Source organism: gamma proteobacterium symbiont of Scutellera amethystina (assembly GCF_059730845.1).
On sequence record NZ_AP035936.1, the window covers coordinates 473,792 to 496,938 of the forward strand.

Consider the following 23,147-nt stretch of genomic DNA (forward strand, 5'->3'; position numbering starts at 1 on the left):
GTATCATGTCTAAAACTCAGCGGCTTCCCGAACTGCTGCAATTGCTGCGCTGTCATCGCTATCCGCTGACCGCGCAGCGTATCGCCGAACAGCTGCACATCAGCGTGCGCACCGTCTATCGTGACATTCTTAGTTTGCAGCAGCAGGGCGTGGAGATTGAGGGCAGCGCGGGCGTTGGTTATTTACTGAAATCCGACGGCCATTTGCCGCCGCTGATGTTTTCCCGTCAGGAGATTGATGCGCTGGTGCTCGGGCTCAACTGGGTCACCCGACACACCGACGAAGAGCTTAAGTCCGCCGCGCGCCATGCGCTGGCCAAAGTCCAGGCTGTGGTTCCGCCGCATCTTACGCAGAGTATCGATCACCAGTCGCTGCTGATCGCCTCCCAGGGCGAAGCGTTGTTCGAAACCCATCTGCCGCAGATTCGCCAGGCAATCCATCAGCGCAGCAAGATCAGCCTGCGCTACAAAGATCTGCAGGATAACCTCTCCACCCGCACCATCTGGCCGGTAGTGATTGGCTACTTTGAACGCGTGCGCCTGCTGTGCGGCTGGTGCGAACTGCGCCAGGAGTTCCGCAATTTCCGCGTCGACCGCATTGAAGCGATCAGCGTCACCAGCGAACTCTATCCCGGCACGCGTCATCAGTTGCTGAAACGCTGGCGGGATTATCAGAATCTGCGGTACCCGGTAGACTCCTGACAAAATCTGTCACAGCCTCCCCCTACTATGCAGCGGTAAACACACAAGGAGATCACCATGCTTACCGCTAACATGACCATTATTTATGTGCCCAACGTCGTGAAAAGTGCTGACTTTTATGCCGCGCTGTTCGACATCAAACCCGCAGAACTCAGCCCGACCTTTGCAATGTTTATGTTTGAGAACGGCTTTAAACTGGGTATCTGGTCGCAGTATACCGTTGAACCCGCACTCTCCCTGCCCGCCAGTGCGGCGCGTAGCGAAATTGTGTTTAAAACCGCGCGCAAAGACGATGTCGATTTTCTTTATCACGAATGGGGCGTGCTGCGCGAAATCACCATCATTCAGTCACCGGTGCGCATGGACTTTGGCTACACCTTTACCGCGCTGGACCCGGACGGGCACCGCCTGCGTGTCTGCTATTTACAGCTGGATGAGTAAGTGAAGAGACCTGGCGCTGACGGTTGCAGGTTGTTAAATGCACTGAGCAATCAATTAACTATATTTATATTATTGATTGCCGGTTAATGACATTAACGCTGCTGTTCAGTTAAGCAACGTGCAGGTAATTCAACCTGGTGGATAGCGGTGCGATTTATCGTGCAATAAATTGCACCGCTACACAGTGCACGCAATGCTTGTATCGACCCAGTTAAATTTATATATATTTCAGCGCATTGAAATAAGATTGTCATTATTTACTTTATCCGTCATTACCGTTCCCATCCCACATCGCGCTTTTTTAAAATGCCTTCCGTATATGTAATAAATAAACTCTACTGAATACAGCCACCTGAACACGCTACGTCATTTCCAGGACAAGTCTTGTTACTGTTAAATATTAATTACGTTTTTATGGGCCTCTGCACAGGCTGCAGTGTACCTGTAGCCCGACCATGGATAAGGCCAGGCGATTAAACGCCGTACTACACCGGGATGTGATGATGAACAGTAATCTGCTTAACCTGCGCCAGCAGCGCGCGACGCGCACGCTATTTTTTATCGCCGGACTGGGCATGGCCGCCTGGGCGCCGCTTATTCCCTTCGCCAAAGCGCAACTGGCGATCAATGACGGCATGCTGGGGCTGCTGCTGTTCTGTATCGCCGCAGGCTCCATGTCAGTTATGCCTTTTACCGGCGCGCTGATAGCCCATTTTGGCTGTCGCACGCTGCTGCTGCTGTGCGGTGCCGGACTGGCCCTGGATCTGCCGCTGCTGATGCTGCTGTCCTCACCATTGCCGATGGCGGGCGCGCTGTTGCTCTTCGGTGCGATCAACGGACTGATGGATGTCAGCATGAATTATCAGGCGGTGATCGTGGAGCGCGAGGCCGGGGCCAGCAAGATGTCGGGCTTTCACGGCTTTTACAGTCTTGGCAGCATTGCTGGCGCCGGCGCGGTGAGTCTGCTGCTGTGGCTGCAGGTTGCGCCCCTGCTGGCGCTGCTGCCGCTGTGTGCGTTGATTGTATTGCTGCTGCTGATGAGCCATACCGCCCTGTTGCCCCTTCGTCGCACGGATGCAAAACCAACGCGCGGTACGCTGCGCGCCCTGACGCACCGTAACGTGGTGCTGATTGCCCTGCTGTGTTTTCTGCTGTTCCTCATCGAAGGCGCCATGCTCGACTGGTCAGCGGTGTTTATGAACAGTGAACGCGCCATGTCGATGCAGCTGGCCGGTTTCAGCTTCACACTGTACGCCACGGCTGTCGCTACGCTGCGCCTGTTTGGCGATCGGCTGATTAATCACTATGGCAGTCGCCGCGTGCTCACCTGGGGCGGTCTCGTCGCCAGCGGAGGGCTGGCATTAGCGATTTTCTCCGTCTGGCTGTGGAGCGCCCTGCTCGGCTTTGTGCTGGTGGGTATCGGTCTGGCCAATATCGTGCCGATTTTATTCAACGCGGCGGGTAACCAGCGCACTGTCGCCGCGCATTACGCCATACCGGCCGTCACGCTATGCGGTTACTCCGGGCTACTGCTGGGCCCGGCGCTGATTGGCTTTAGCGCCCAGCTCACGTCCCTGACCACCACGCTCAGCGCCGGCATCGTGATGTTGCTGCTGGTGACTTTCGCGGCGCGTTTCGCTCTGGCAGCGAAATAGCGCCTCTGCCCTGTCATATTCACAAGGAGTTTCTATGACAACCTCAACGCAACCGGTGTTCAGCCTGCACTACGTCGGGCTCAATCTGAAGAAAGGCGTTAATGCCGCGACCTTCGAAGCCTTTCTCAAGGCGCGCGGCACGCAGATTCCTGCTTATCCGGGCTGGCAATGGTCGCTGTTAAAAGGCCTGCGCGGCGAACGCCAGGAACAATACCTGATGCTGTATCAGGCTGCCAGCCAGGCAGACTATGACCGCTATATCACACCGGCTGGCGAACTCACGGCCGAGGCCATCGCCTTCTGGCAACAACGGCCCGAGGCGTGCGCGCTGCTTGAGGAGTGGAAAAACTTTGCCACCTATGGGGAGTTACCAACGCTCTTCTCCACGTTCTCGCTGCTGGCAGAAAACCGCCACAGTTCACTGCCGCCCGGCCCGAACTTTCAGCCCGATGCTCAACCTGCGGTGGCACGCGTGGTCGGTTTTCATCATCTGGCGCTACGCGCTGGCGTGACGGCTGCCGACTTTGATCGCTTTATGATTGAGAACGTCGCGCGCATTGATGACTATCCCGGCTGGAAGTTTCACATGCTGAAGGGCACCGGCGGTAATCGAAGTGAGCAGTATGCCGTGATGCTGGTGATCGAGAGCCTCGACTCGCTCAACAGCTTCCATCCGGCGATGGACGTCTCAACCGAAAAATCGCTGACGTTTGTGAAAAACCATCAGGAGAGCGAGCGTATGTATGATGAATGGCGCACCATGGCCTCGTTCTCCGGCGCACCGCAAATGTATACCGACTATCTGACGATTGCCGGCAACGTTGGCTGAAGTTTGCCATGACCGGCCTAGGCCGGTCAGACTGCATCATCACGCCCGCGCAGGGTTGTGTTCGGTTGTGGCTGGCCCGGCACCTCAACGCCTGGCCAGCCCGCCGTTCGCGTCCGTTGCCGGATTAGCTCACGCGCGCCGCTGCCGGGCTGTTCAGCGCGGCCAGCAGCGCTGCCGAGTCTGCCACTGCGCCGAATATACCGCCCTGCATATGAATCATGCTGAGCGCCGCCTGATGATGCTTCAACTCCGTCGCCGCGCAGCAGTCGCTCAGCACCAGACATTCAAAGCCGCGATCGTTGGCTTCGCGCAGTGTGGTATGCACGCAAACGTCGGTGGTGATGCCGCTGATCATTAAGTTGCGGATACCGCGACTGTGCAGAATCAGCTCAAGGTCGGTGGCGTAAAAAGAGCCTTTGCCGGGTTTATCAATAATCACTTCATCCGGTAGCGGCGCCAGCTCGGGAATGATTTCCCAGCCTGGCTCACCGCGCACCAGAATGCGGCCACAGGGCCCTGGTGCACCAATCTCCGCCTGCATCCGCCGCGATCGCCAGCGCTTGTTGGCCGGCAGATCGCTCAGGTCCGGACGATGGCCTTCACGGGTATGGATGATCGGGAAGCCGGAGTCGCGCATGCGCGCTAACACCTGCTGCAGCGGTTTGATGGGGGCGCGCGTCAGGGAGATGTCGTAACCCATAGTGTCAACATAGCCGCCCTTGCCGCAGAAGTCGGTTTGCATATCAATCACCAGCAGCGCGGTGTTTTGCACCGTGCAGTTGCCGTCATACGGCCACGGATAGGGGGTTGAATCTACGATATAATCAGGCATTGCTTTTCTCCATTACCGCCGTACTGCTTTCCGGTTTCCATTTCACAATCAGCGTATAGCTCAGTGCCGCGGTGACCAGGCCGATAACCGCTTCACCAAACTGCGGGAATTCGAGGTGGGCCATCACCGCACACAGGCTGCCGATGGCCCAGGCGGCGAACGCGCTGCCGCGCAGGCGCCGGGTTTGACGCTGTTCGCTGATTTTCGCCATAAAGATCAGGTCAACAATCATCACTGCGCCAAACGGCGGCACCACCATGCCAAGCAGGCTGAGCCATTCGAGGAACCAGGACCACACGCCGGCCAGCGCCAGCACGCCACCGATGGCACCGAGGATCAGCGTCCACAGACGCATTTTGCTGCTGAACAGATGGCTGAAACCGACCGCGCCGTTATACAGGCAGTGCGTGCATACCGAACCGAGGTTGATAAACACAAACAGAAAGGCGATGGCCGACAGCAGCATGCCGTGCCCCATCAGCAGCGGCAGAAAGTTACCGCCGTTGCTGAGCGGATCGACCGCCGCGCCGACGGCGACAATCACCACGCCAAACAGATAGGAAATCACATTCGCCAGCGGGAACGCGGAAAACGCGGCGATCACCGCTGATTTGCCGTCCTTCGACCAGCGGGTGAAATCCGCTGTCATGGTGCCGGAATCCGCAAAGCCGGCAATCACCATGGTGACCGCCGTGCCCATGCTCATGGCGCCAGCGGCTGCCGGACTGCCCTGCCACTGGGTCAGCGTGGTGAAATCATGATCCTTGCTCACCAGCCACAGCGCAACCAGCCCCAGCACCACAAACAGCGGTGCGGCAATCATCCCGAGCACCGACAGCGCCCGTACCCCAAGAAAGGTGACGCCGGTATACAGCACCATGGCAAACGCGGTGACCGCCAGCGCATTCCAGCCAAAAGTCTGGTTGATCACCGTTCCGGTCAGGCCGGTCTGAAAGGCGTACCAGCCTATCACCACAGTAGAAAGAAAGCCGGACACCAGGATATAGCCTTTGGTGCCGAAGGTCCGCTTCGCCTGCAGCGCGAAGTTCATACCGGTATGCCCGGCGAACCAGCTAAGTGCGCCGACATAGGCAAACAGCACCAGGTTACCCAGCAAAATCGCCAGCAGTGCCGGCCAGAAGCCAAGATGCCAGGTGATAATGCCGCCGAACAGCGCATTGGTGAGGATCATCGGAAAGCCAAACCACACCGCCGACACCGAACCCGTCGAGTGGCGATGGCTAAGCGGCACCGGCTCATGCTCGAACTCCTGCTCCAGCGCAGGGGAAGATTTGTTACTCATGGAGAACTCCAATAGCAGCAGGATAGTGATGATTCCATGGTTGGATGCGCTCAAAAGCGGCACTGGCCGCCAGCACCAGGCCATCGTCCAGATGACGACCCACAATTTGCATACCGATCGGCAGACCACTGGCCGTGAAGCCGGCAGGCACCGAGGCGGCAGGCTGACCGGTAAAATTGAACGGGAAGCAGAACGACAGCCAGTGATCGCTGCGCACCATGCGGCCATCAATGATTTCCGGGCCCTGCATGTGCAGCGCAAACGGCGGCACCGCCAGCGTCGGTGACAGCAGCAGGTCGTAGCGCTGCATAAAGCGCCACAGCTGGTTGCAGAGCTTTTTGCGCGTGGTATTGGCGTCGGTGAAATGCTCCGCGCGCCAGTCGCGCTGCAGCATGGCACTCAGGTGCGGTGACATCGCAGCACCCAGCTCGCTCTGCATCTGGCGCATGCCGCTCAGATCGCTTTCGAACGCCACCAGCGCAGCAAAGCTGGCGCTTTCGTCAGCGATGCCGGGATCCACCTCCTCCAGCTCTGCGCCCAGCGCCGCAGCGAGACGACGCGCGGCCGCGGTGACCACGGCGCGCACTTCCGCATCGACGGCGATATAGCCAAAGTCGGCGCTGAAAGCGATGCGCAACCCCTGCAGTGGCCGATCCAGACTGGCCAGCCAGTCAACATCGCTGCATGGGATGGAGTGCCGATCGCGCATGTCCGGACCGGCCATCACCGACATCATCAGCGCGCTGTCGCGCACGCTACGCGTCATCGGACCGATATGTTCAAGCGATTCCCAGCTGGAAACGCCAGGATAACGCTCATCGCGGCAGCCCGGCCACAGCGGCACCCGTCCCATCGAGGCCTTGAGTCCATAGACACCGCAGTGGGCCGCCGGGATACGTACCGATCCTCCGCCATCACTGCCGAGCGCAATCGGACACAGCCGCGCCGCCAGCGCCGCGCCGGATCCCGCGCTCGATCCGCCCGGCGTTTTGCTCACATCCCAGGGATTACGCGGTGAGGGAAACAGGGGATTATGGCCGACACCGCTGTAGCCAAATTCCGGCGCGGTGGTCTTGCCCAGCAGGATGGCATCCGCCGCCAGCAGGCGCTCAACGGTGATGTCATCTTCTTCGGGAATAAAATCGGCGTAGGCGGCCGATCCTGACGTGGTTCGCACACCGGCGGTACAGATCAAATCTTTTACCGCCAGCGGCACGCCCGCCAGTGCGCCCAGCGGCTCGCCGCGCGCACGACGGCGGTCGATCTGCTCTGCCTGTGCCAGCGCCCGCTCCGGCGTTAGCGTACAAAACGCCTGAATCAGCGGCTCACGCTGTTCCAGGCGATCCAGCGTCGCCTGGGTTAACTCGCGCGCGGAAACCTCGCCGTCGCGCACCCGCGCCGCCAGCTGGGTGGCATCTTCATCCAGCAGTGCATCAAACATGATCGTTCTCCCGGGTTAATTGGCTACCGGGAGGAGTGCAGTTTGCGTGCCAGAATAACGTGATGTGCGCGGCCGTTATGCGCCGGGCCAGATAGGATACGGTCTGGGATACAAGATGGAATACTTATGGATGCGGCAGTCATACGGATGCAGCCAATGCGCACAAGCTGTGCACACCGCTGCATCATCGCGTTGCCATTTTAAGGTGCAGCCGGCGGAGGCGGTGTTGCTGCCGTGGCGTGCGTCAGAAGGGTTAGCTTTGCGCGCTGACTAACCGCACGGCGAAGCCAAAAAACAGCATGCCGGTCAGCATGTTCGCCAGCTTAACCAGGCGGGTGCGGCTTCGCAGATAGCGCACCATCACCGCGCCAGCCACCAGCAACAGGGAATAGTAGCTGAAACTGATCACCTGAATCAGCGCACCCAGGGTGGCAAACGCCGGCGCGGTATGGGTTACGCGCGGATCGATAAACTGAATGAAGAACGAAACGTAAAACAGAATCGCCTTGGGATTGGTTACGCCAAGCAGCAGCGCACGCAGGAAATAGTTTTCCTGTTTTACCGCTTCAGCCGGTTGATCGCCGCTGCGTTTGCGCAGCGCGCCGATGATAATCTTCACGCCGAGATACAGCAGGAACATGGCGCCAAGATAACGCACCACCATAAAAATATGCGGACTGGTACGGATCAGCGTCGCGACGCCCGCCCAGGCGAGAAAAATCAAAATCAAATCGCCCGCCATCACCCCGGCTATCGCCTGACAGGCCGGCTTTGCCCCACGACTCATCCCGGTGCGCAGCACATACAGGCTGTTGGGTCCGGGTAATAGAATGATCACCAGCGCGCCCGCCAGGAAAGTCCAGAGATTAATGATGCCTAAATCGTGAAACATTACGGTGCTACCCCATGCCGTTAAGCAGGTAAAAATGAGTGAAAGTGGAACCCGGCGCGCTGCTCAACTGCCGCGGCGCGGCGCATAGTAGCAGTTGTGCGGTGGATTTGTCGCTTAACGCCACGGTTCAGTATGTCGAAACGGTGTTACGTAACGCATACAGCGCGTGACAGGCACAGTGACGTTGTCACAGTGATGATTCAGAGGTTTCGCAACTGCTGCATCACCGCGTCCAGAAATACCCGTAATACCGCAGGCTGGCGTTCGCGCGACATATACAGGCCATAAATGCCTAAGGTGCGCGGTTGAAAACCGGGCAGTACGCAACGTAACTGACCGCTGGCCAGTGCAGCCTGCGCCTCCATTGCCGGCACCATGGCAACACCACAGCCGGCGATAGCGGCATCACATAACACGGATGAAATACCAGCGCTGAAATTGCCGCTCACCACCACGGAAACCGCCTCGCCTTGCGCATCGTGAAACTGCCAGCGCTGCCCGGCAAAGCGGCTGTAGTGCAGGCAATTATGTTGTGCCAGATCCGCTGGCGTCTGCGGTTCGCCCCGTCGCGTTAAATAGGCCGGCGCGGCGCAGACTACCGAGGCACATTCACCCAGCCTGCGGGCAATCGCGCCGGGCTCCGGATCGTCGGTAATGCGAATGGCCACGTCGATGCGCTCACCCACCAGGCTGACCGGCTGATTATTGATCTCCAGCTCAATACGTACCGCCGGGTAACGCGCGAGGAACGCCGGAATCATCGGTCCAAGAATGTGGGTGGCGGTTGAATGTGCACAGGCCACGCGCAACGTGCCCTGCGGTTTGCCCTCATCGCCCTGCTGTTCAATCTCGTCGGCCAGCCGGGCCAGCGCACGTGTCTTATGCAAAATCTGCTCACCCGCCGGCGTAATGGTCAGCCGCCGTGAAGAACGGTGCAGCAGGCGTGCGCCTGCCCACTTCTCCATTTCATCAAGATAGCGACTGACCATCGGGCGCGAAATATCCAGCGCGCGTGCCGCCGCGCTCAGGCTTCCCAACTCACAAATTCGGTTAAACACCCGCGCTGCCGTCACTCTGTCCATGCAGGCTCCATCTGATCGTTTTATGCAACTGATCATATCTGATTGCGGGAATTCTGCCAGCTGGCGATTGGCTTACAATAGCGTCTTTCAGTGACGGCACGTTGCCGTAAAAAGGAAGATGCCATGAAGATGAAATCACTCGCGCTGCTGGTCACCTTAGCCGCCGCGCCGGCTTTTGCCGCCCCGTTGCAGTTAGACGTGTATAACCCACAGGAACAGGGAATTTTTCCGGTCTCGTCGACGCTGGTCTCCGGTCCGCATGAAGCGATTCTGTTTGATGCGCAGTTCAGCCCCAAAGATGGCGAGAAGCTGGTGGAACTGATTAAAGCGCGCGGCAAGCAGTTGACCCACATCGTGATCACCTCGGGCGATCCGGATTTCTACTTCGGTCTTGAGCCGCTGGTGCAGGCGTTTCCGCAGGCCAAAATTGTCGCCTCGCCGCTGGTAGTGGAACATATCGAAGCGACCAAAGATGCCAAGCTGCAGTACTGGGGACCGCAGATGAACGGCGCTGCGCCGCACCAGCTGTATGTGCCACAGATTACCCACCAGACGCGGTTTAGCGTCGATGGTGAGCGCATTGAACTGCGCCACGCGGCAGAAAAATCAGCCTACGTGTGGATTCCCTCCAGTAAGGCAATACTCGGTGGCACAGTGGTGGATTCCGGCATTCACGTCTGGACCGCGGACACACAGACCGCAGCCAGCCGCGCAGAGTGGCGTCAGGTATTGCGAGAAATGCAGCAGTTGAAGCCGCAGGTGGTGATCCCCGGCCACTATCTAGGTGCGCGTCCGGCGGGCGATAAGGCGGTCACCTTTACGCTGGATTATCTGCAAAGTTTTGAGCGGGCGCTGCAACAGCACAAAGGCTCCGCGGCGGTGATTCAGGCGATGAAACAGGCATGGCCAACCTTAGCGGATGTCAGCTCGCTGGAGCTGAGCGCGAAGGTGAATACCGGTGAGATGAAGTGGAAGTGACGCGAGGATAAATAAACGGGCCAGACGCCGCCGCGCCTGGCCTGAAGCTTACTGCAGATGGGTTTTCAGCTCTTCCGCCGCCTGGCGAATCGCAGTGCGGACTGCCGGCACCTCGCTCAGCGGATTGAGCAGACCGTAGTCATGAATCAGACCGTTATAGCGCGTCACGGTGACATCCACACCGGCGGCATCCAGTTTGCGACCAAAGGCTTCACCCTCATCACGCAGCACATCCAGTTCTGCCGTCTGAATCAGCGTTGGCGGTAAGCCCTGCAGCTGCTCTTTTGTGGCGCGCAGCGGCGAAGCGAGAATATTGTCGCGCTCGCTCTGTTTGGTGGTGTAGGCGTCCCAGAACCATTTCATCATGTTCCGCGACAGGAAATATCCGTTGGCAAACTGGTGATACGAAGCGGTATCAAAGCGCGCATCGGTTACCGGCCACAGCATGATGTCATAACGAATTGCTGGCGTTTGCTGCTGTTTAGCCTGCAGCGCGACCGCCGCTACCATGTTACCGCCGACGCTGTTACCAACCAGCGCCAGGCGCTTGCCATCGACACCAATCTCGCTACCGTGTTCCGCCACCCAGCGTGTCGCCGCATAAGCCTGATTGATGGCCAGCGGATAATGCGCTTCGGGTGACGGCGTATAGTTCACAAACACAGCCGCAGCGCCAGATTCCACCACCAGATCGCGCACCAGACGTTCGTGGGTCGGGAAATCACCGAGGATCCAGCCGCCGCCGTGGAAGAACATAAATACCGGTAACGTACCCTGTGCGCCCTGCGGTTTTACGATATTCAGCTTAATGGGCTGGCCGTTTACCTGAATGGTTTTTTCAGTGACGTCGGCCGGCGGCAGCGTTACGCCCTTCTGCGCATCAATCAGCACCTGACGCGCCGCCTGCGGTGGCAGTTGCTCAATCGGTTTGCCGCCGCTGCTGTTCAGCGCCTGTAAAAACTGCTGCACGTGACGTTCAGGTTGTGGTGCGGCAGCAAAGCTGTTTACCGACGCAGTAGCCATCGCCATGGCAAGCAGAGAGTGTTGTAATTTCATGGTGTTACTCCTTTAATGTTTTTTGCGATTATATCGCGCGCTATTTAAATGATAATGACTTGATGGTCGTGTTCTGAACTGAGACTGAATTTATATAGTGCGCTATTTAATAGCAAGTTATTTTTTAGCGAAGATTTACATCACCACTCTATTACACTGATTTTAATCAGGATATTTTATCAACTTTTTGTCTGCAGACGGGTTCGCTTTCCGGCCAGTCACATCGGCAACCTGCAGATTCATCTTGTCTGCGTCCCCGCCAGCCGCCACACTGGCGAGCACGCCGCGATTTTTCACACATTGAGGTAACGGGTAATGCCGCAGAGTAAAGCTACCCTGACTGGTCTGCTGGCCATTCTGCTGTGGAGCACGATTGTAGGATTAATAAAAAGCGTCAGTGAAAGTTTTGGTCCGGTAACCGGTGCCGCGCTGATTTATAGCGCCAGCGCCCTGCTGTTGCTGCTCACCGTGGGTTTTCCTGACCTGCGCCAGTTTCCCCGACGCTATTTGCTGATCGGCAGCCTGCTGTTTGTCTGCTATGAGCTCTGCCTGTCGCTGTCGCTGGGTTTTACTCATAGCGGCCATCAGGCGATTGAAGTCGGCATGGTTAATTACCTGTGGCCGGCGATGACTATCGTTTTAACGGTGATGGTTAACCGGCAAAAGACCAGCCCGTTGATTATTCCCGGCCTCCTGCTGGCCGTCGCCGGTATTTGTCGGGTACTGAGCGGCGATCGGGGATTTTCACTGGGCGAAATGATCGACAATGTGATGGATAATCCGCTCAGTTATGGTCTGGCATTTGGCGGTGCGATGATTTGGGCGGTTTATTGCGTGGTGACAAAAAATAGCGCGAAAGGCAGTAACGGCATCACGCTGTTTTTCATCTTAACTGCGCTGACGCTGTGGCTGAAATCGCTGCTATCACCGCAGCCGCCCGTGGTGTTCTCACTGCAGGCGTGCATCAGCCTGGCGCTGGCAGCGATGGCGATGGGGCTCGGCTATGCGGCGTGGAACGTCGGCATTCTGCACGGCAATGTCACGCTGTTAGCCGCAGCTTCCTACTTTATCCCTATCATTTCGTCGCTGATAGCCGCTTTTATCCTTAACTCTAGCCTGACCTTCTCCTTCTGGCAAGGCACGGCCATGGTTTGCCTCGGTTCGCTGCTCTGCTGGTGGTCAACGCGCGGGACTGCAACGCGTAAGCTGGAAAGCAATACGCTGGAATAAGCGGCTGGATGGCGCAGCCGGACGAGAATACGGACAGTGGTGCAGACTCAGCGCGGCGGCGGGAACATTTTGCGATACAGCGACGGCGTCATGCCGGTCACTTTGACAAACGCGCGGCGCATCACATCGGCACTGTGATAACCGCAGGCCGCCGGGATCGCTTTGAGCGGCAGCTCACCGGCATCCAGCAAAGCCCGCGCGTGGCTGATGCGTGCCTGCTCCAGCCATGCGCCAGGCTGGATCTGCATTTCCTGCTGAAACAGACGCGCTAAATGCCGCGTACTGAGGTGCATGTGCGCCGCCAGGTCTTCCAGCCCGCGAATCTGTGCCAGATGCGCGATTGCCCAGCGCTGCATCTCCTGAAAGGCGCTGCGTCCGGCCAGGGACACCTGCTGTTTACGTACAAAATGTCCCTGTGTCACCGGGCGCTGGAAGAACATCACCAGGCTGGCGGCCACCTCCTGCGCCAGCTCGCGCCCGAGATCCTCTTCCACCAGCCGCAGCGCCAGATCCAGTCCGGACGTCACCCCCGCTGCCGTGCGTAATGCACCATCCGCCACATACAGCGCATCGGCTTCGACCTGCGCATCGGGTAGCAGTAATGCCAGCCGTTCCGCACACGCCCAGTGAGTAGTGACTTTCCTGCCGTTCAGCAAACCCGTTTGCGCCAGCAGCAGCGCCCCCGTACACACCGAGCCGTAACGCTGGCTGCGCTGACAGAGCGCGATAATCTGCTGGCGCTCACTGGCGGAAAGCTGCATCTGGCTGGCGTCAGGTGCTCCGGCAACCAGAAAGGTATCGGCGCGATGCTGTGTCGCCGCAGTTAGCGCAACGTCGGCTTCCAGCCGGACACCAGACGAGCAGCGGATGCTGGTGTGCTGCAGCGACATCACGCTGAGCTGATACACCTGACGATGCAGCAGCCGATTTGCCTCGGCAAACACATCCAGCGGCCCGGAAATATCCAGCAACTGGGCGCCGGGAACGGCCAAAAGGGTAATGTGATGGTGAGTCATTGTCTGGCTGTCCGCTTAAATCGCAATGTCTGAAATCATCGTTAAACAGAGATTCATGACATTGTCGCGCGGCTTTATGCTGAACGCAACTTTACTAAGCGGAGACATCACCATGAGTTTTACTCTTAACGGCATTCGTATTCCGGACAGCAAAATGGCGCGCGATGCTACCGCGCTGGTACGTGACATCGAATCGGATCTGTTATTTCATCACTCCAGCCGCGTTTTTTACTGGGGCGCTTTGGCAGGTCAGCGACTGGGGGTCAAAGTGGATGCCGAGCTGCTTTACGTTGGCTGCATGTTTCATGATGTGGGCCTGACGCAACAGCATTGCAGCTGCGATAAGCGCTTTGAAGTCGATGGCGCCAATGCGGCGCGCGATTTTCTGCAACATTACGGGGTTGCCCAGGCGGACATTGATAAAGTGTGGACGGCGATTGCCCTGCACACGACGCCCGGCATTCCGCAATTTATGGCCGGGGAAATCGCCCTGGTGACGGCCGGCGTTGAGATGGATGTGCTGGGTATTGACTATGACCACTTCAGCGATGAGCAACGTGAAGCCGTGGTGCAGCAGCATCCCCGTCCGGCACAGTTTAAAGAAGAAATTATCCAGGCATTTTATGAAGGCATTCAACACAAACCGGCGACGACTTTCGGCAACGTGAAAGCTGACGTCATCGCTGATAAGCAACCGGCATTTCGCCCGATGAATTTTTGCCGGATTATCCGCCAGTCGCGCTGGGCGGGTTAACATGGACAGCGGAGATAGCTCATCGCGAACGGGAGAAATGGCGACGGAAGCGTGCGCTGTGAATCCCGGCAACAAAATTAACTCATCGAACATTGTCAGCATGGGAGAATTTTCGTTGCTACTATAGTGACGCAACACACAGCTCAAGCGTTGCGACGAGAATTTTTCCTGTAGTTTTTTTGTTATGCCCGCTCTGCGGGCATTTTTTTCCGAAAAATGCACCGTCGCGCTGCTGCCAAACCTCTTACGCCGCAGGTTTCAAACGGCTTGATTCCCCATTCCCCTGCTTCCAGCAATGCCTTTGCGGTCGTCCTTGTACGTTCAGTTAACAGAGGGTCATGCACGGACACGGTGTTAACCAAAGCAATCAATTCATAACAATTCGACCATGCTATAGGTATTTCTTCATTACAATTTCATTAGACTCATCCCCCGGTCGTCCAGAGGCAGGTTCAAACTTTCCACTGTAAATGATATTTTTGAATGTGCTTTTTCAGATATAGAAGTGATAGCATAGTTAGGAAGCACAGCTGTTACAAATTGATAGAGTAAAAGGACTTTGAAATGGAATTATTTTTAGTAGTAGTACTCTTATTAGCACTTCTGGCTCCGGTTTTATCTGTCGTACTTTTCAAAAAAAGCAAAAAATACCGAGAGGAAATAGCTCTTTTAATCTCCGGCAAAAATACGCTTGGCGAAGAATTAGGTGAAACGCAGAAAAAATTAGCTCAGGCTGTACGTGACCACGCAGAACTTGAAGGAAAAGCCACTCCTTTGTGGCAGTATCAGGAATTACACGATGCAGTATTAGATGCGGAAAAAAAGATTAAAACCGCTGACGCTATTGCCAGAGAAAAGCTGGATGACGCGCAAAAACAAGCGGCAAGAGCGGTAAACGAAGCTCACGATCAGGCTGCATTAACAATAAGCAACGCCAATAGCGAAGCTGTCGCTATCACCCAGGATGCGCGTGATGCGCGCCTGAAAGCCAAAGAACGACTCGATAACGCGAATAGTAAAGCGGATGAGCTGATCTCCAACGCAAATGATAATGCGATGAAAATAATCGCGGATGCAGAGATACGTGCAATGAAAATAGCTGGCTCCGCATATGAAGCGAAAGAGTTTGCAGAAACCTATCAGGCTGTCGCCAGGTCAATGAAAAATAAAATTGAAGGGTACGGCGATGAATGGATAGTGCCAAACCGAAGCGTTTTGGACGAACTGGCAGAGAGTTATGAATTTACAGATGCAGGAAAAGAACTGCAAAAAGCCAGAGAGTTAACTAAGTCTCTTATCAAAACGAACAAAGCGGCAAGCTGTGATTACGTCGAACCAAACAGAAGAAACACCGCCATCAAATTTGTACTGGATGCTTTCAATGGAAAAGTCGACAGTACCCTCTCAAAAATTAAACACAACAATTACGGCAAATTATCCCAGGAAATAAAAGATGCCTTTGAGCTTGTTAATTTTAACGGTTCAGCCTTTAGGTCAGCCAGGATCACTGATATCTGCTTGCAGGCCCGACTCAACGAGCTTAAATGGGGAGTAGCTGTAAATGAAATTATGCTCGAAGAAAGAGAAGAACAAAGACGAATCAAAGAACAGTTGCGTGAAGAAGAAAAGGCGCGTCGCGAGTATGAAAAAGCGATAAAAGAAGCTGAAAAAGAAGAAAAAACAATTCAGCAGGCGATTGATAAAGCGACTAAAGAACTGATGCTCGCAGGCGAAGAACAACGTATAGCCCTCGAACAAAGACTGGCTGAGCTACAAATTAAATACGAAGAAGCTGAAGCCAAAAACCAACGAGCCATTTCGATGGCACAGCAAACACGTTCAGGTCATGTGTATGTGATCAGTAATATCGGCTCGTTTGGAGAAAACGTGTATAAAATTGGGATGACACGCAGGCTCGAACCGCTCGACCGGGTTCGTGAACTTGGCGATGCCAGCGTCCCGTTTTCATTCGATGTACATGCAATGATCTACAGTGATGATGCTCCTTCGCTTGAAAATCACCTTCACAAGGTGTTTAACGATAAACAGGTAAACAAAGTTAACTCGCGCAAAGAGTTCTTTAATGTCGGTATTAAAGACATCAAATCCACGATTCAGGAAATGAGCATTGATGTGCATTGGACAATTTCTGCAGAAGCTAAAGAGTACAGAGAGTCTTTAGCCATCGAAAATGAACGCAACACAGCGTTAAAAGAAAGCGAAGAGTTGATTGTTGCATAATGTTTTGTAGCCATGATATGACCTGATGATGATACGTCAGGTTATTGTGAATGTAAGAATAAGTGGCGGATCTGGTGACATTCATTCGTAACGGCTGGGGCAATCAGGCACCTGCGGTAAGCGCGGATCAGGTAGCAAAACTGCGTAAAGATCTGCCGAAGGCGGTGGAGGCGGATAAGGAAAAGAGTCAGTAAAAACGGACGGAGAAAACGCCCTGTCAGGGCCCCGACAAGGGCCCTGATAATGACGCCGGATAGCAATGGCAACCTGAGCAATTACCGAGCGATGCCCCATCGCCAGCCTGAACTATGCTTTGTCGGCGTCGGTCAGGGTGGCTCTGACCTGCGGCAGACTCTGCGGGTAATTCTGCTGAATGAATTCAATCATTTTCTCGCGTACATAGCAGCGCAGATCCCATGCCGTCGGTGAGTTCTGCGCGGTCATCAGTAAACGGATGGTCATGGTTTTTTCCGTGGTATCGGTCACCTGTAACACCTGAGTTTCGCGATCCCAGAGCCGCGTCTCATTGAGGATTTTTTCAAAATGCTCACGCAGCGGCGCCAGCGGCATCGAGTAATCAACATAGAGAAACACAGACCCCAATATTTGCGCATTATTTCGCGTCCAGTTCTGAAATGCATTCTCGGTAAAATAGGTGATGGGCAGCACCAGACGGCGTAAATCCCAGATGCGCACCACAACATAGGTCAGATTGATTTCCTCAATCCAGCCCCACTCCTTTTCGACCACCACCGCATCGTCAATTTTTATCGGTTGGGTGAAAGCAATCTGAATGCCGGCAAACAGATTCACCAGCGACTTTTGCAAAGCGAAACCAATAATGATACCGGCGACCCCGGCACCCGCGAGGATGGTGGTGCCGAATTTACGTACACCAGGGAAGTTGAGCAGAATTAAACTCAGGCAAAACAATACCAGGATGACGATAGCCACTTTTTTAACATAGATTAATTGCGTACGAATTTTACGCGCGCGCAGATTGTTCGACAGGTTGATATCGTAGCGAATAAACAACATATCCTGCGCTACGTTAATCAGACGAATCAAAATGGAACAGAACGATAAGATGATAAAGATATTAAGCGTGGTGGCGATAAAGCTCAGTGACCCAGGATCAAGATGCACATAATTCATCCCCATATTGATCAGCAGTAATGGAATGAATAAAAATAACGATCCCCGCAGATGCTTTTCCAGCGATTTAAACAGCTTGCGATCGCGGCTTTGCCAGTAGCGGATAAACCTGAGAAGAAGAAAGCGGGCCAGAAAACCCAGCAGTAGCGAGAGTGTGACGAGCAATACAGCAGGCACCCATGTCGGCGCACCAGATAACTCACCAGGAAGTAATGGCATGATATTCCCTTCTGTTCAGCTAACAACCGTGGTTGTCAGATAAGTCACCAAAATCAGTAACCGTTATCGTGCCGGTTATCTGCTAAACCCATGATTTCGCACTTCAGTGGGTAAAAATATAGTTCACTGGCCGCTGTTAGCAGGGTAAAAACCCATCAGGTAATCAGGTGCAGTGCTGACGGTCATCGCAAGGTTATGAATTGGTGGTTTTTTTCGGCTTTATTGCTAAAGGTCTGAAATTGCAGGCAGGTGATGAGGCAAAGCGTCAGAGGGTGCTGGCGAGAAATGTGCTGGCAGGCAGTGATGCTGCACCCAGGGAAGAAGTACAGACAACCTGTTGCGCCAGCTCGCGCTGAACACGCGCATAGCGCAGCAGGTTGATGCAGAGAAAAAGCGCGCGATTAAGCGCGCAAAGCATTATTTGGCATACGCCTCGGTAGAGAGCGTAATCGTCACTTCGTCGCCCACGGCCGGAACATATTTATCGATTTTAAAATCCGAGCGTTTGATGACGCCGGTGGCATCAAAACCGATCGCCTGCTTTTTAACCATAGGATGCATATCCTGCTTGTTCAGCGTGGCATGCAGCACAACCGGCTTAGTGATACCTTTAATGGTTAAATTACCCTGCACATCATATTTATTATCGCCTTTGCTTTCCACATGGGTGCTGTGGAAGGTGGCCTGAGGATATTTTTTAACGTCAAAATACTCATTACCCAAAAACTCTTTGGTCAGCGCTGGCACATGCGTGTCAATCGTTTTTAACGGCAGGGTCACATTAACCTGTGACTTTTCCGGGTTTTCTTTATCAAAAGCCAGCTGACCGGAAACATCAGAAATATCAGCAGTCGGATGAGAGAAACCAAAGTGATTCCATGCGATCACCACGGAAGTATGTTGCGGGTCAAGGTTATATTCCGTCGCCGCGGCATGTGACAGGGGAACATATAATGCCACCAGAGAAAGCAGCGCCGTTTTTTTCAAAAATTTCATGGAAACATCCTCAAATAATCAAGTGCTAATACTGTAGCGCAAACCTGCTGAGGTGTTATTGAAATCATTTGCTTTACCCATTCAAAATTTTTAACCCTTTTTTCCCGCACGCAAATAATAACGCAGCGTGAAATTTACTGAAATGACGTAATTAAATTCCGGCGAGTCGAATTTAATAAGTCCGTTTTTATGTGGGCTAATTTAGCGGCGAAGAGAAGAACGGCAAACCATGTTGAGCATGCGATTAACAGACCGCCTGAATAGCCGGCGACCGCCACGCTTTATTCTTCGCTGGCACGACGTTGATCATAGACAAGCTGTGCCTTTTCAATCGCGTCGCCCTGCTCTCTGGCCCACTTCACCAGCGCAACAAACGGATCCTGCAACGTCTGGCCCAGCGGCGTAATGGCATATTCCACCGCCACCGGGGACGAGGCGATCACGCGACGGCTAATCAGGCCATTACGCTCCAGCCGGCGCAACGCCTCCGTCAGTGCCTTGTGGGTAATCGGATCAAGACGGCGCTTGATCGCGTTAAAGCGAGCGGGTTCAGTGCACAGCACGGTCAGAATTAATACCGACCACTTATTGGCGACCTGTTCCAGGATTGGACGGGTGCTGTTGATCTCTGCCAGCAGCGCCGCGATATCAGTCGGCATGAGGTTTCCTTATGTATATCTAATGTAGATAATGTGCGTAATTGACACTAAATATACGAAATGTATCATCAGCCGTCCACCCCTCTCATCCTGGAGCAGCCATAATGAAACTCGAAGGAAAAGTCGCGCTGGTGACCGGCGGCGGCAGTGGTATCGGCCTCGCCATCGCGCGCCGTTTTGTGCAGGAAGGTGCCCACGTTTTCATCACCGGGCGACGCGAAGCGCTGCTGGCCGAAGCCGTCACGCTGACTGGCGGCTGCATTGAGGCGATAGCAGGCGACCTCACCAGCGCAGACGATGTTGCCCGTCTGTTTGACACCGTGCAGGCCCGCGCCGGACGTCTCGATATTCTGGTGAACTCCTCTGGCGTGGCTGAACCCGCCAGCCTCGAAGAGACCAGCGCAGAGCACTTTGACCGCACGTTCGGCCTCAACGTGCGTGCCATGGTATTCACCGTACAGCATGCGGTGAAGCACATGACTGAAGGCGGTGCCATCGTGCTGGTGGGCTCGATTGCGGGCAGCATGGCCAACCCTGGCTATGGCGCTTATTCGGCCAGCAAAGCCGCGGTGCGCGCCTATGCCCGCACCTGGAGCAGCGAACTGGCACCGCGCGGCATTCGCGTCAACACGCTCAGCCCTGGCCCGACGGACACGCCGATGTTTGACCAGGTCAGCGACGAGGTACGACAGACATTCAGCGCGCAGATACCGGCCAAACGCCTCGGCCATCCTGACGAAGTTGCGGCGGCCGCCCTGTTCCTCGCATCGGACGAAAGTGTCTATGTCACCGGCAGCGAACTGGTGATTGATGGCGGTATGTCCGCGTAATGGTTGTCGTGCTGCACAGCGCGCCTGCCGGGCGTTGTGCAGCCACCGAAAACGTTTCTCAGAAGGTGTAGCTAAAGCCGACCGTGCCGGTGACCTGATCGCGCCGGGACACGATTGGGCTGTCCGCGGCGCGATCGCCCAGCCAGCTGTAACCGGCGCTGACCAGCGTGCCCCAGTGGGCATCAAACTGGTGGCTCCAGGTGAGCGTAGTCGCAACACCGTAGAAGCCGCCGCCGGCATCGTAGCGTGAAAACCGGCTGCGCCTGCTCTGGACATCGCTCACGCCATACCAGGTATTCATATAACGCGCATCGCCAAACAGCGCCGCCGTCTGCAGTGCAACGCTATCGCTGTCGCGCTGGACGGGCACCAGCGTAACGGATGCCTGATAGTTCACGCCCTGATCATCGCTAAGCGGCAGCACCGCTTTGCCCTCTGCGCTCAGCCACGGCGTAAGCTGCCAGCCCAGCGCCAGTGCAGTGTTCACCGTCGCATTGATGTTTCCCATACCTTGCAGCCGGCTGGCGCCGTCCCGCCACGTTGAATCTTTATCGCTTCTGCCAAGGCCATAACCCAGCGTGTGTTCCAGATAAACCCCGCTGTCGCTCTGCAGGTCATAACCAATGCCTTTCTGGGCATCAGCAAAAAATGCGCCGTCTCTGGCCTGGAAAATTGGTACCGGCTGCAGCCGTGTTTTATTCGATCCGCTGTAGCGTGGCGCGAATTGCGCCCCCGCGCCGAGCGTCAGGCTGGTCTGTGCGTCACCATCCGCCCTGGCGGCAGCGGAAATCATGAGTAGCAGATGGGTCATGTACATCAGCGTTTTTCTGGTTATCATCGTGTCACCTCTTTATCGGTCCGTTTACCGCCCCTTGCCCGGGCAGCCGCAGCGCGAAGCCGAAGTATCCCGGGGCTGTGTCAACAAACAGCCAGGGATTTATGAAGAAACTGTCAAGGTGAGTTATGCAGACCAAAAATATCCTGATTATTGAGGACGACGCTGACGCGGCTGAGGTGCTGGAGGCCTATCTGCTACGGGAAAATTATGCGGTGCGTGTTGCCGCTGATGGCCTGAACGGACTTGAGCTGGCCCTGCGCTGGCAGCCCGATCTGATTTTGCTTGATGTGATGCTGCCCGGCCTGAACGGCACCGAGGTGCTGGCAAAACTCCGGCGCAGCAGCGAGGTGCCGGTGATTATGGTCACGGCCATGGGCGATACGCCCGATCGCATCGGTGCCCTGCGCTACGGCGCGGATGATTATGTGGTCAAGCCTTATCATCCCGGCGAAGTGGTGGCACGCGTGCAGGCAGTGCTGCGGCGCAGCGCGGTAAAAACGCCGCAGGAAGAGATCCTGCGCTGGCAGGGGCTGGAGGTGAACAGCGGCGCGATGACGGTTACCGTCACGCAGGCCTCGGGTAACGTGCTTTGCGTTGATACCACGCCAACCGAATTCACGCTGCTGGTCACGCTGATGCGCGCACCGGTGCGCGCGCTGAGCCGCCCGTTTTTGCTGGAGCAGTGTATGCCGGACAGCGACGCGCTGGAGCGGGTGATTGATACCCACGTATATAACCTGCGCAAAAAGCTGGAAGCGGCCGGTGTGGCGGGCGTGCTGCTCAACGTGCGCGGCGTAGGCTATCGGTTCCGCCAGCCATGACAGAAAAATCTCCACAAACGCTCTGGCGCTGGCTTTGTCTGCGCATTCTGACGCTGGCTATCGGTACCGTGGTACTGATTGCTTTGTGCATGTGGCTGCGCTTCACGGTGCAGTACCTGTGGATCACGCACCATATGCCGCCGGCGGTTCTGCGTGAATTTCTCGCCCTGCGTGCGCATCCGGAACGCGATCCCGCGCGCTTTCACCAGATCATTGATAGCTGGTGGGGCATACGCTACTCCGATCCGTCCATTGCTTCCTCGGACTGGATCACCGTCGGCATCCTGGTGCTGGTGACCATTCCGTTTATTGCCTATTTCGGGCTGCGCCACGCGCGCCCGCTTTCTGCGCAGTTCAGTCAGCTCAGACGGGCGGCAGACCAGGTGACCGCAGGCGACTTCGGTGCGCAGGCGGCGTTAACACCGGCAGCGCCCGCCGAACTGGCGCAGTTCGCGCACAACTTCAACGCGATGACGCGCCAGCTGGCGCGTTACGACAAAGAGCTGCGTACGTCGCATGTCGCCATGGCGCATGAGCTGCGGTCGCCGCTCAACGCCGCCATGGTGCGTCTGCAGGCGCTGCTTGATGGCGTATTCAGCGCTGATTCACGTCAGCTCGCCCTGATCATGGCGCAGCTCAGTTGTCTGCACCGGCTGATCGATGAGCTGCATCTGCTGTCACTGGCGGATGCCGGCCAGCTCACGCTGGAGAAAGTCCGCTGCAACCCGGCCGATATCCTGCGCGAGCGCTTACAATGGATCAAACCGCAGCTGGATGAAGCACGCATCAGCACCGGGGTAACGCTGGCTGAGGAGACATTACTGCCGGTCGATCCGTTCCGTCTCGGGCAGGTTTTCACCATCCTGCTGGAAAACGCCCTGCGCTATGCCGGAAGCGGCAGCCAGCTGCAGCTGCGCACGCGCAACACCGTTGATCATTACGAAATCATCGTGCAGGACAGCGGCCCGGGCGTTCCTGCGGCGTTTCTGGCGTTGATGTTTGAGCGCTTTGCGCGCGGTGAGGCGTCACGCGCCCGCCACTCGGGCGGCAGCGGGCTGGGCCTGTCGATTGCGCGGGCGATTTGCCAGGCGCACGGCGGCACGATTAATGCCACGCTGCCGGCAACGGGAGGCTTGCAGGTACAGATTTTGTTGCCGCGCAACGCCTGACGTTGTTGC

Annotated in this window: 23 protein-coding genes; 12 read left to right on the top strand and 11 right to left on the bottom strand. The window is 55.9% G+C overall.

The window, feature by feature from the left end; all coding sequences use genetic code 11:
- Positions 1–5 precede the first annotated feature (5 nt).
- The 4 genes from AC6I79_RS22230 to AC6I79_RS22245 all read left to right on the top strand — a co-directional run bounded on the left by AC6I79_RS22230 (position 6) and on the right by AC6I79_RS22245 (position 3,626).
- Positions 6–701 (top strand): helix-turn-helix transcriptional regulator, encoded by a 696-nt coding sequence (locus AC6I79_RS22230; RefSeq protein WP_421039544.1) that lies wholly within the window; start codon positions 6–8, stop codon positions 699–701.
- Between the two features lie 57 nt (positions 702–758).
- Positions 759–1,142, top strand: a complete 384-nt coding sequence (locus AC6I79_RS22235) for a VOC family protein (protein WP_481658224.1) — start codon at positions 759–761, stop codon at positions 1,140–1,142.
- A 500-nt stretch (positions 1,143–1,642) separates the two neighbouring features.
- Entirely contained in the window at positions 1,643–2,797 is a 1,155-nt protein-coding gene (locus AC6I79_RS22240; protein ID WP_498027780.1) for an MFS transporter, read from the top strand.
- Between the two features lie 34 nt (positions 2,798–2,831).
- Positions 2,832–3,626, top strand: coding sequence for a hypothetical protein (locus AC6I79_RS22245; RefSeq protein WP_058775944.1), 795 nt, complete (start codon positions 2,832–2,834; stop codon positions 3,624–3,626).
- 124 nt (positions 3,627–3,750) lie between these two features.
- On the opposite strand, the gene biuH is transcribed toward AC6I79_RS22245, so the two are convergent.
- From biuH to leuE, 4 genes are all read right to left on the bottom strand, one after another.
- The gene (gene biuH / locus AC6I79_RS22250) at positions 3,751–4,458 is read right to left on the bottom strand and encodes a biuret amidohydrolase (RefSeq protein ID WP_498027781.1); all 708 of its coding nucleotides are present in this window, start codon (positions 4,456–4,458) and stop codon (positions 3,751–3,753) included.
- Positions 4,451–5,761 (bottom strand): purine-cytosine permease family protein, encoded by a 1,311-nt coding sequence (locus AC6I79_RS22255; RefSeq protein WP_262264037.1) that lies wholly within the window; start codon positions 5,759–5,761, stop codon positions 4,451–4,453. Before AC6I79_RS22255 ends, biuH begins: the two co-directional genes overlap by 8 nt.
- Positions 5,754–7,202 carry an amidase gene (locus AC6I79_RS22260; RefSeq protein WP_125310537.1) on the bottom strand — a complete coding sequence of 483 codons (1,449 nt, stop codon included), beginning with the start codon at positions 7,200–7,202 and terminating at the stop codon, positions 5,754–5,756. The genes AC6I79_RS22255 and AC6I79_RS22260 overlap by 8 nt, the downstream gene beginning before the upstream one ends.
- Before the next feature lie 253 nt (positions 7,203–7,455).
- Positions 7,456–8,094: a leucine efflux protein LeuE gene (gene leuE, locus AC6I79_RS22265; RefSeq protein WP_058770263.1), complete on the bottom strand. Its 639-nt coding sequence runs from the start codon at positions 8,092–8,094 to the stop codon at positions 7,456–7,458.
- 38 nt (positions 8,095–8,132) lie between these two features.
- Between leuE and AC6I79_RS22270 the strand changes: the two genes are divergently transcribed.
- Positions 8,133–8,264, top strand: coding sequence for a hypothetical protein (locus AC6I79_RS22270; RefSeq protein WP_260467644.1), 132 nt, complete (start codon positions 8,133–8,135; stop codon positions 8,262–8,264).
- A gap of 30 nt (positions 8,265–8,294) precedes the next feature.
- On the opposite strand, the gene AC6I79_RS22275 is transcribed toward AC6I79_RS22270, so the two are convergent.
- Entirely contained in the window at positions 8,295–9,176 is an 882-nt protein-coding gene (locus AC6I79_RS22275) for a LysR family transcriptional regulator (protein WP_058781544.1), read from the bottom strand.
- A gap of 123 nt (positions 9,177–9,299) precedes the next feature.
- Here AC6I79_RS22275 and AC6I79_RS22280 point away from each other — a divergent pair, with 123 nt between their 5' ends.
- The gene (locus AC6I79_RS22280) at positions 9,300–10,154 is read left to right on the top strand and encodes a Vmh family MBL fold metallo-hydrolase (RefSeq protein WP_058759080.1); all 855 of its coding nucleotides are present in this window, start codon (positions 9,300–9,302) and stop codon (positions 10,152–10,154) included.
- A 48-nt stretch (positions 10,155–10,202) separates the two neighbouring features.
- Here AC6I79_RS22280 and AC6I79_RS22285 read toward each other — a convergent pair whose 3' ends face one another.
- Positions 10,203–11,210 (bottom strand): alpha/beta hydrolase, encoded by a 1,008-nt coding sequence (locus AC6I79_RS22285; protein WP_159377660.1) that lies wholly within the window; start codon positions 11,208–11,210, stop codon positions 10,203–10,205.
- Positions 11,211–11,525: 315 nt separating this feature from the next.
- On the opposite strand from AC6I79_RS22285, the gene yddG reads away from it, so the two are divergent.
- On the top strand, positions 11,526–12,440 hold the full coding sequence (gene yddG, locus AC6I79_RS22290; protein WP_125310541.1) for an aromatic amino acid DMT transporter YddG: 915 nt from the start codon (positions 11,526–11,528) through the stop codon (positions 12,438–12,440).
- Positions 12,441–12,487: 47 nt separating this feature from the next.
- Here the strand turns inward: yddG and AC6I79_RS22295 are convergent, their stop codons facing one another.
- Positions 12,488–13,456: a GlxA family transcriptional regulator gene (locus AC6I79_RS22295; protein ID WP_031279996.1), complete on the bottom strand. Its 969-nt coding sequence runs from the start codon at positions 13,454–13,456 to the stop codon at positions 12,488–12,490.
- A gap of 112 nt (positions 13,457–13,568) precedes the next feature.
- Between AC6I79_RS22295 and AC6I79_RS22300 the strand changes: the two genes are divergently transcribed.
- Positions 13,569–14,210, top strand: a complete 642-nt coding sequence (locus tag AC6I79_RS22300; RefSeq protein WP_104187468.1) for an HD domain-containing protein — start codon at positions 13,569–13,571, stop codon at positions 14,208–14,210.
- Positions 14,211–14,774: 564 nt separating this feature from the next.
- Complete coding sequence (locus AC6I79_RS22305; RefSeq protein ID WP_498027782.1) at positions 14,775–16,451, top strand: SNIPE associated domain-containing protein; 1,677 nt, start codon at positions 14,775–14,777, stop codon at positions 16,449–16,451.
- A 306-nt stretch (positions 16,452–16,757) separates the two neighbouring features.
- Here AC6I79_RS22305 and AC6I79_RS22310 read toward each other — a convergent pair whose 3' ends face one another.
- The 3 genes from AC6I79_RS22310 to AC6I79_RS22320 all read right to left on the bottom strand — a co-directional run bounded on the left by AC6I79_RS22310 (position 16,758) and on the right by AC6I79_RS22320 (position 19,480).
- Positions 16,758–17,825 (bottom strand): mechanosensitive ion channel family protein, encoded by a 1,068-nt coding sequence (locus AC6I79_RS22310; protein WP_058770269.1) that lies wholly within the window; start codon positions 17,823–17,825, stop codon positions 16,758–16,760.
- Positions 17,826–18,242: 417 nt separating this feature from the next.
- Complete coding sequence (locus AC6I79_RS22315) at positions 18,243–18,821, bottom strand: YceI family protein (protein WP_058759072.1); 579 nt, start codon at positions 18,819–18,821, stop codon at positions 18,243–18,245.
- Between the two features lie 281 nt (positions 18,822–19,102).
- Positions 19,103–19,480 (bottom strand): winged helix-turn-helix transcriptional regulator, encoded by a 378-nt coding sequence (locus AC6I79_RS22320; protein WP_058759071.1) that lies wholly within the window; start codon positions 19,478–19,480, stop codon positions 19,103–19,105.
- A gap of 101 nt (positions 19,481–19,581) precedes the next feature.
- Here AC6I79_RS22320 and AC6I79_RS22325 point away from each other — a divergent pair, with 101 nt between their 5' ends.
- Positions 19,582–20,310: an SDR family NAD(P)-dependent oxidoreductase gene (locus AC6I79_RS22325; RefSeq protein WP_498027897.1), complete on the top strand. Its 729-nt coding sequence runs from the start codon at positions 19,582–19,584 to the stop codon at positions 20,308–20,310.
- Positions 20,311–20,368: 58 nt separating this feature from the next.
- Here the strand turns inward: AC6I79_RS22325 and AC6I79_RS22330 are convergent, their stop codons facing one another.
- Positions 20,369–21,148 (bottom strand): MipA/OmpV family protein, encoded by a 780-nt coding sequence (locus AC6I79_RS22330; RefSeq protein ID WP_498027783.1) that lies wholly within the window; start codon positions 21,146–21,148, stop codon positions 20,369–20,371.
- Positions 21,149–21,273: 125 nt separating this feature from the next.
- Between AC6I79_RS22330 and AC6I79_RS22335 the strand changes: the two genes are divergently transcribed.
- Both AC6I79_RS22335 and AC6I79_RS22340 read left to right on the top strand, forming a co-directional pair.
- Positions 21,274–21,969 (top strand): response regulator transcription factor, encoded by a 696-nt coding sequence (locus AC6I79_RS22335; protein WP_282996214.1) that lies wholly within the window; start codon positions 21,274–21,276, stop codon positions 21,967–21,969.
- Complete coding sequence (locus tag AC6I79_RS22340; protein WP_159377655.1) at positions 21,966–23,138, top strand: sensor histidine kinase; 1,173 nt, start codon at positions 21,966–21,968, stop codon at positions 23,136–23,138. Before AC6I79_RS22335 ends, AC6I79_RS22340 begins: the two co-directional genes overlap by 4 nt.
- The last annotated feature ends 9 nt before the right edge of the window (positions 23,139–23,147 follow it).

What these genes read in the sequence shown, in the direction of transcription:
- AC6I79_RS22340 (WP_159377655.1), top strand. Translation starts at nt 21,966, where the DNA reads ATGACAGAAAAATCTCCACAAACGCTCTGGCGCTGGCTTTGTCTGCGC.
- AC6I79_RS22260 (WP_125310537.1), bottom strand. Translation starts at nt 7,202, where the DNA reads ATGTTTGATGCACTGCTGGATGAAGATGCCACCCAGCTGGCGGCGCGG.
- AC6I79_RS22320 (WP_058759071.1), bottom strand. Translation starts at nt 19,480, where the DNA reads ATGCCGACTGATATCGCGGCGCTGCTGGCAGAGATCAACAGCACCCGT.
- AC6I79_RS22230 (WP_421039544.1), top strand. Translation starts at nt 6, where the DNA reads ATGTCTAAAACTCAGCGGCTTCCCGAACTGCTGCAATTGCTGCGCTGT.
- AC6I79_RS22280 (WP_058759080.1), top strand. Translation starts at nt 9,300, where the DNA reads ATGAAGATGAAATCACTCGCGCTGCTGGTCACCTTAGCCGCCGCGCCG.
- AC6I79_RS22285 (WP_159377660.1), bottom strand. Translation starts at nt 11,210, where the DNA reads ATGAAATTACAACACTCTCTGCTTGCCATGGCGATGGCTACTGCGTCG.
- yddG (WP_125310541.1), top strand. Translation starts at nt 11,526, where the DNA reads ATGCCGCAGAGTAAAGCTACCCTGACTGGTCTGCTGGCCATTCTGCTG.
- AC6I79_RS22275 (WP_058781544.1), bottom strand. Translation starts at nt 9,176, where the DNA reads ATGGACAGAGTGACGGCAGCGCGGGTGTTTAACCGAATTTGTGAGTTG.
- leuE (WP_058770263.1), bottom strand. Translation starts at nt 8,094, where the DNA reads ATGTTTCACGATTTAGGCATCATTAATCTCTGGACTTTCCTGGCGGGC.
- AC6I79_RS22305 (WP_498027782.1), top strand. Translation starts at nt 14,775, where the DNA reads ATGGAATTATTTTTAGTAGTAGTACTCTTATTAGCACTTCTGGCTCCG.
- AC6I79_RS22255 (WP_262264037.1), bottom strand. Translation starts at nt 5,761, where the DNA reads ATGAGTAACAAATCTTCCCCTGCGCTGGAGCAGGAGTTCGAGCATGAG.
- AC6I79_RS22330 (WP_498027783.1), bottom strand. Translation starts at nt 21,148, where the DNA reads ATGATAACCAGAAAAACGCTGATGTACATGACCCATCTGCTACTCATG.
- AC6I79_RS22245 (WP_058775944.1), top strand. Translation starts at nt 2,832, where the DNA reads ATGACAACCTCAACGCAACCGGTGTTCAGCCTGCACTACGTCGGGCTC.
- AC6I79_RS22310 (WP_058770269.1), bottom strand. Translation starts at nt 17,825, where the DNA reads ATGCCATTACTTCCTGGTGAGTTATCTGGTGCGCCGACATGGGTGCCT.
- AC6I79_RS22235 (WP_481658224.1), top strand. Translation starts at nt 759, where the DNA reads ATGCTTACCGCTAACATGACCATTATTTATGTGCCCAACGTCGTGAAA.
- AC6I79_RS22315 (WP_058759072.1), bottom strand. Translation starts at nt 18,821, where the DNA reads ATGAAATTTTTGAAAAAAACGGCGCTGCTTTCTCTGGTGGCATTATAT.
- biuH (WP_498027781.1), bottom strand. Translation starts at nt 4,458, where the DNA reads ATGCCTGATTATATCGTAGATTCAACCCCCTATCCGTGGCCGTATGAC.
- AC6I79_RS22295 (WP_031279996.1), bottom strand. Translation starts at nt 13,456, where the DNA reads ATGACTCACCATCACATTACCCTTTTGGCCGTTCCCGGCGCCCAGTTG.
- AC6I79_RS22240 (WP_498027780.1), top strand. Translation starts at nt 1,643, where the DNA reads ATGATGAACAGTAATCTGCTTAACCTGCGCCAGCAGCGCGCGACGCGC.
- AC6I79_RS22300 (WP_104187468.1), top strand. Translation starts at nt 13,569, where the DNA reads ATGAGTTTTACTCTTAACGGCATTCGTATTCCGGACAGCAAAATGGCG.
- AC6I79_RS22335 (WP_282996214.1), top strand. Translation starts at nt 21,274, where the DNA reads ATGCAGACCAAAAATATCCTGATTATTGAGGACGACGCTGACGCGGCT.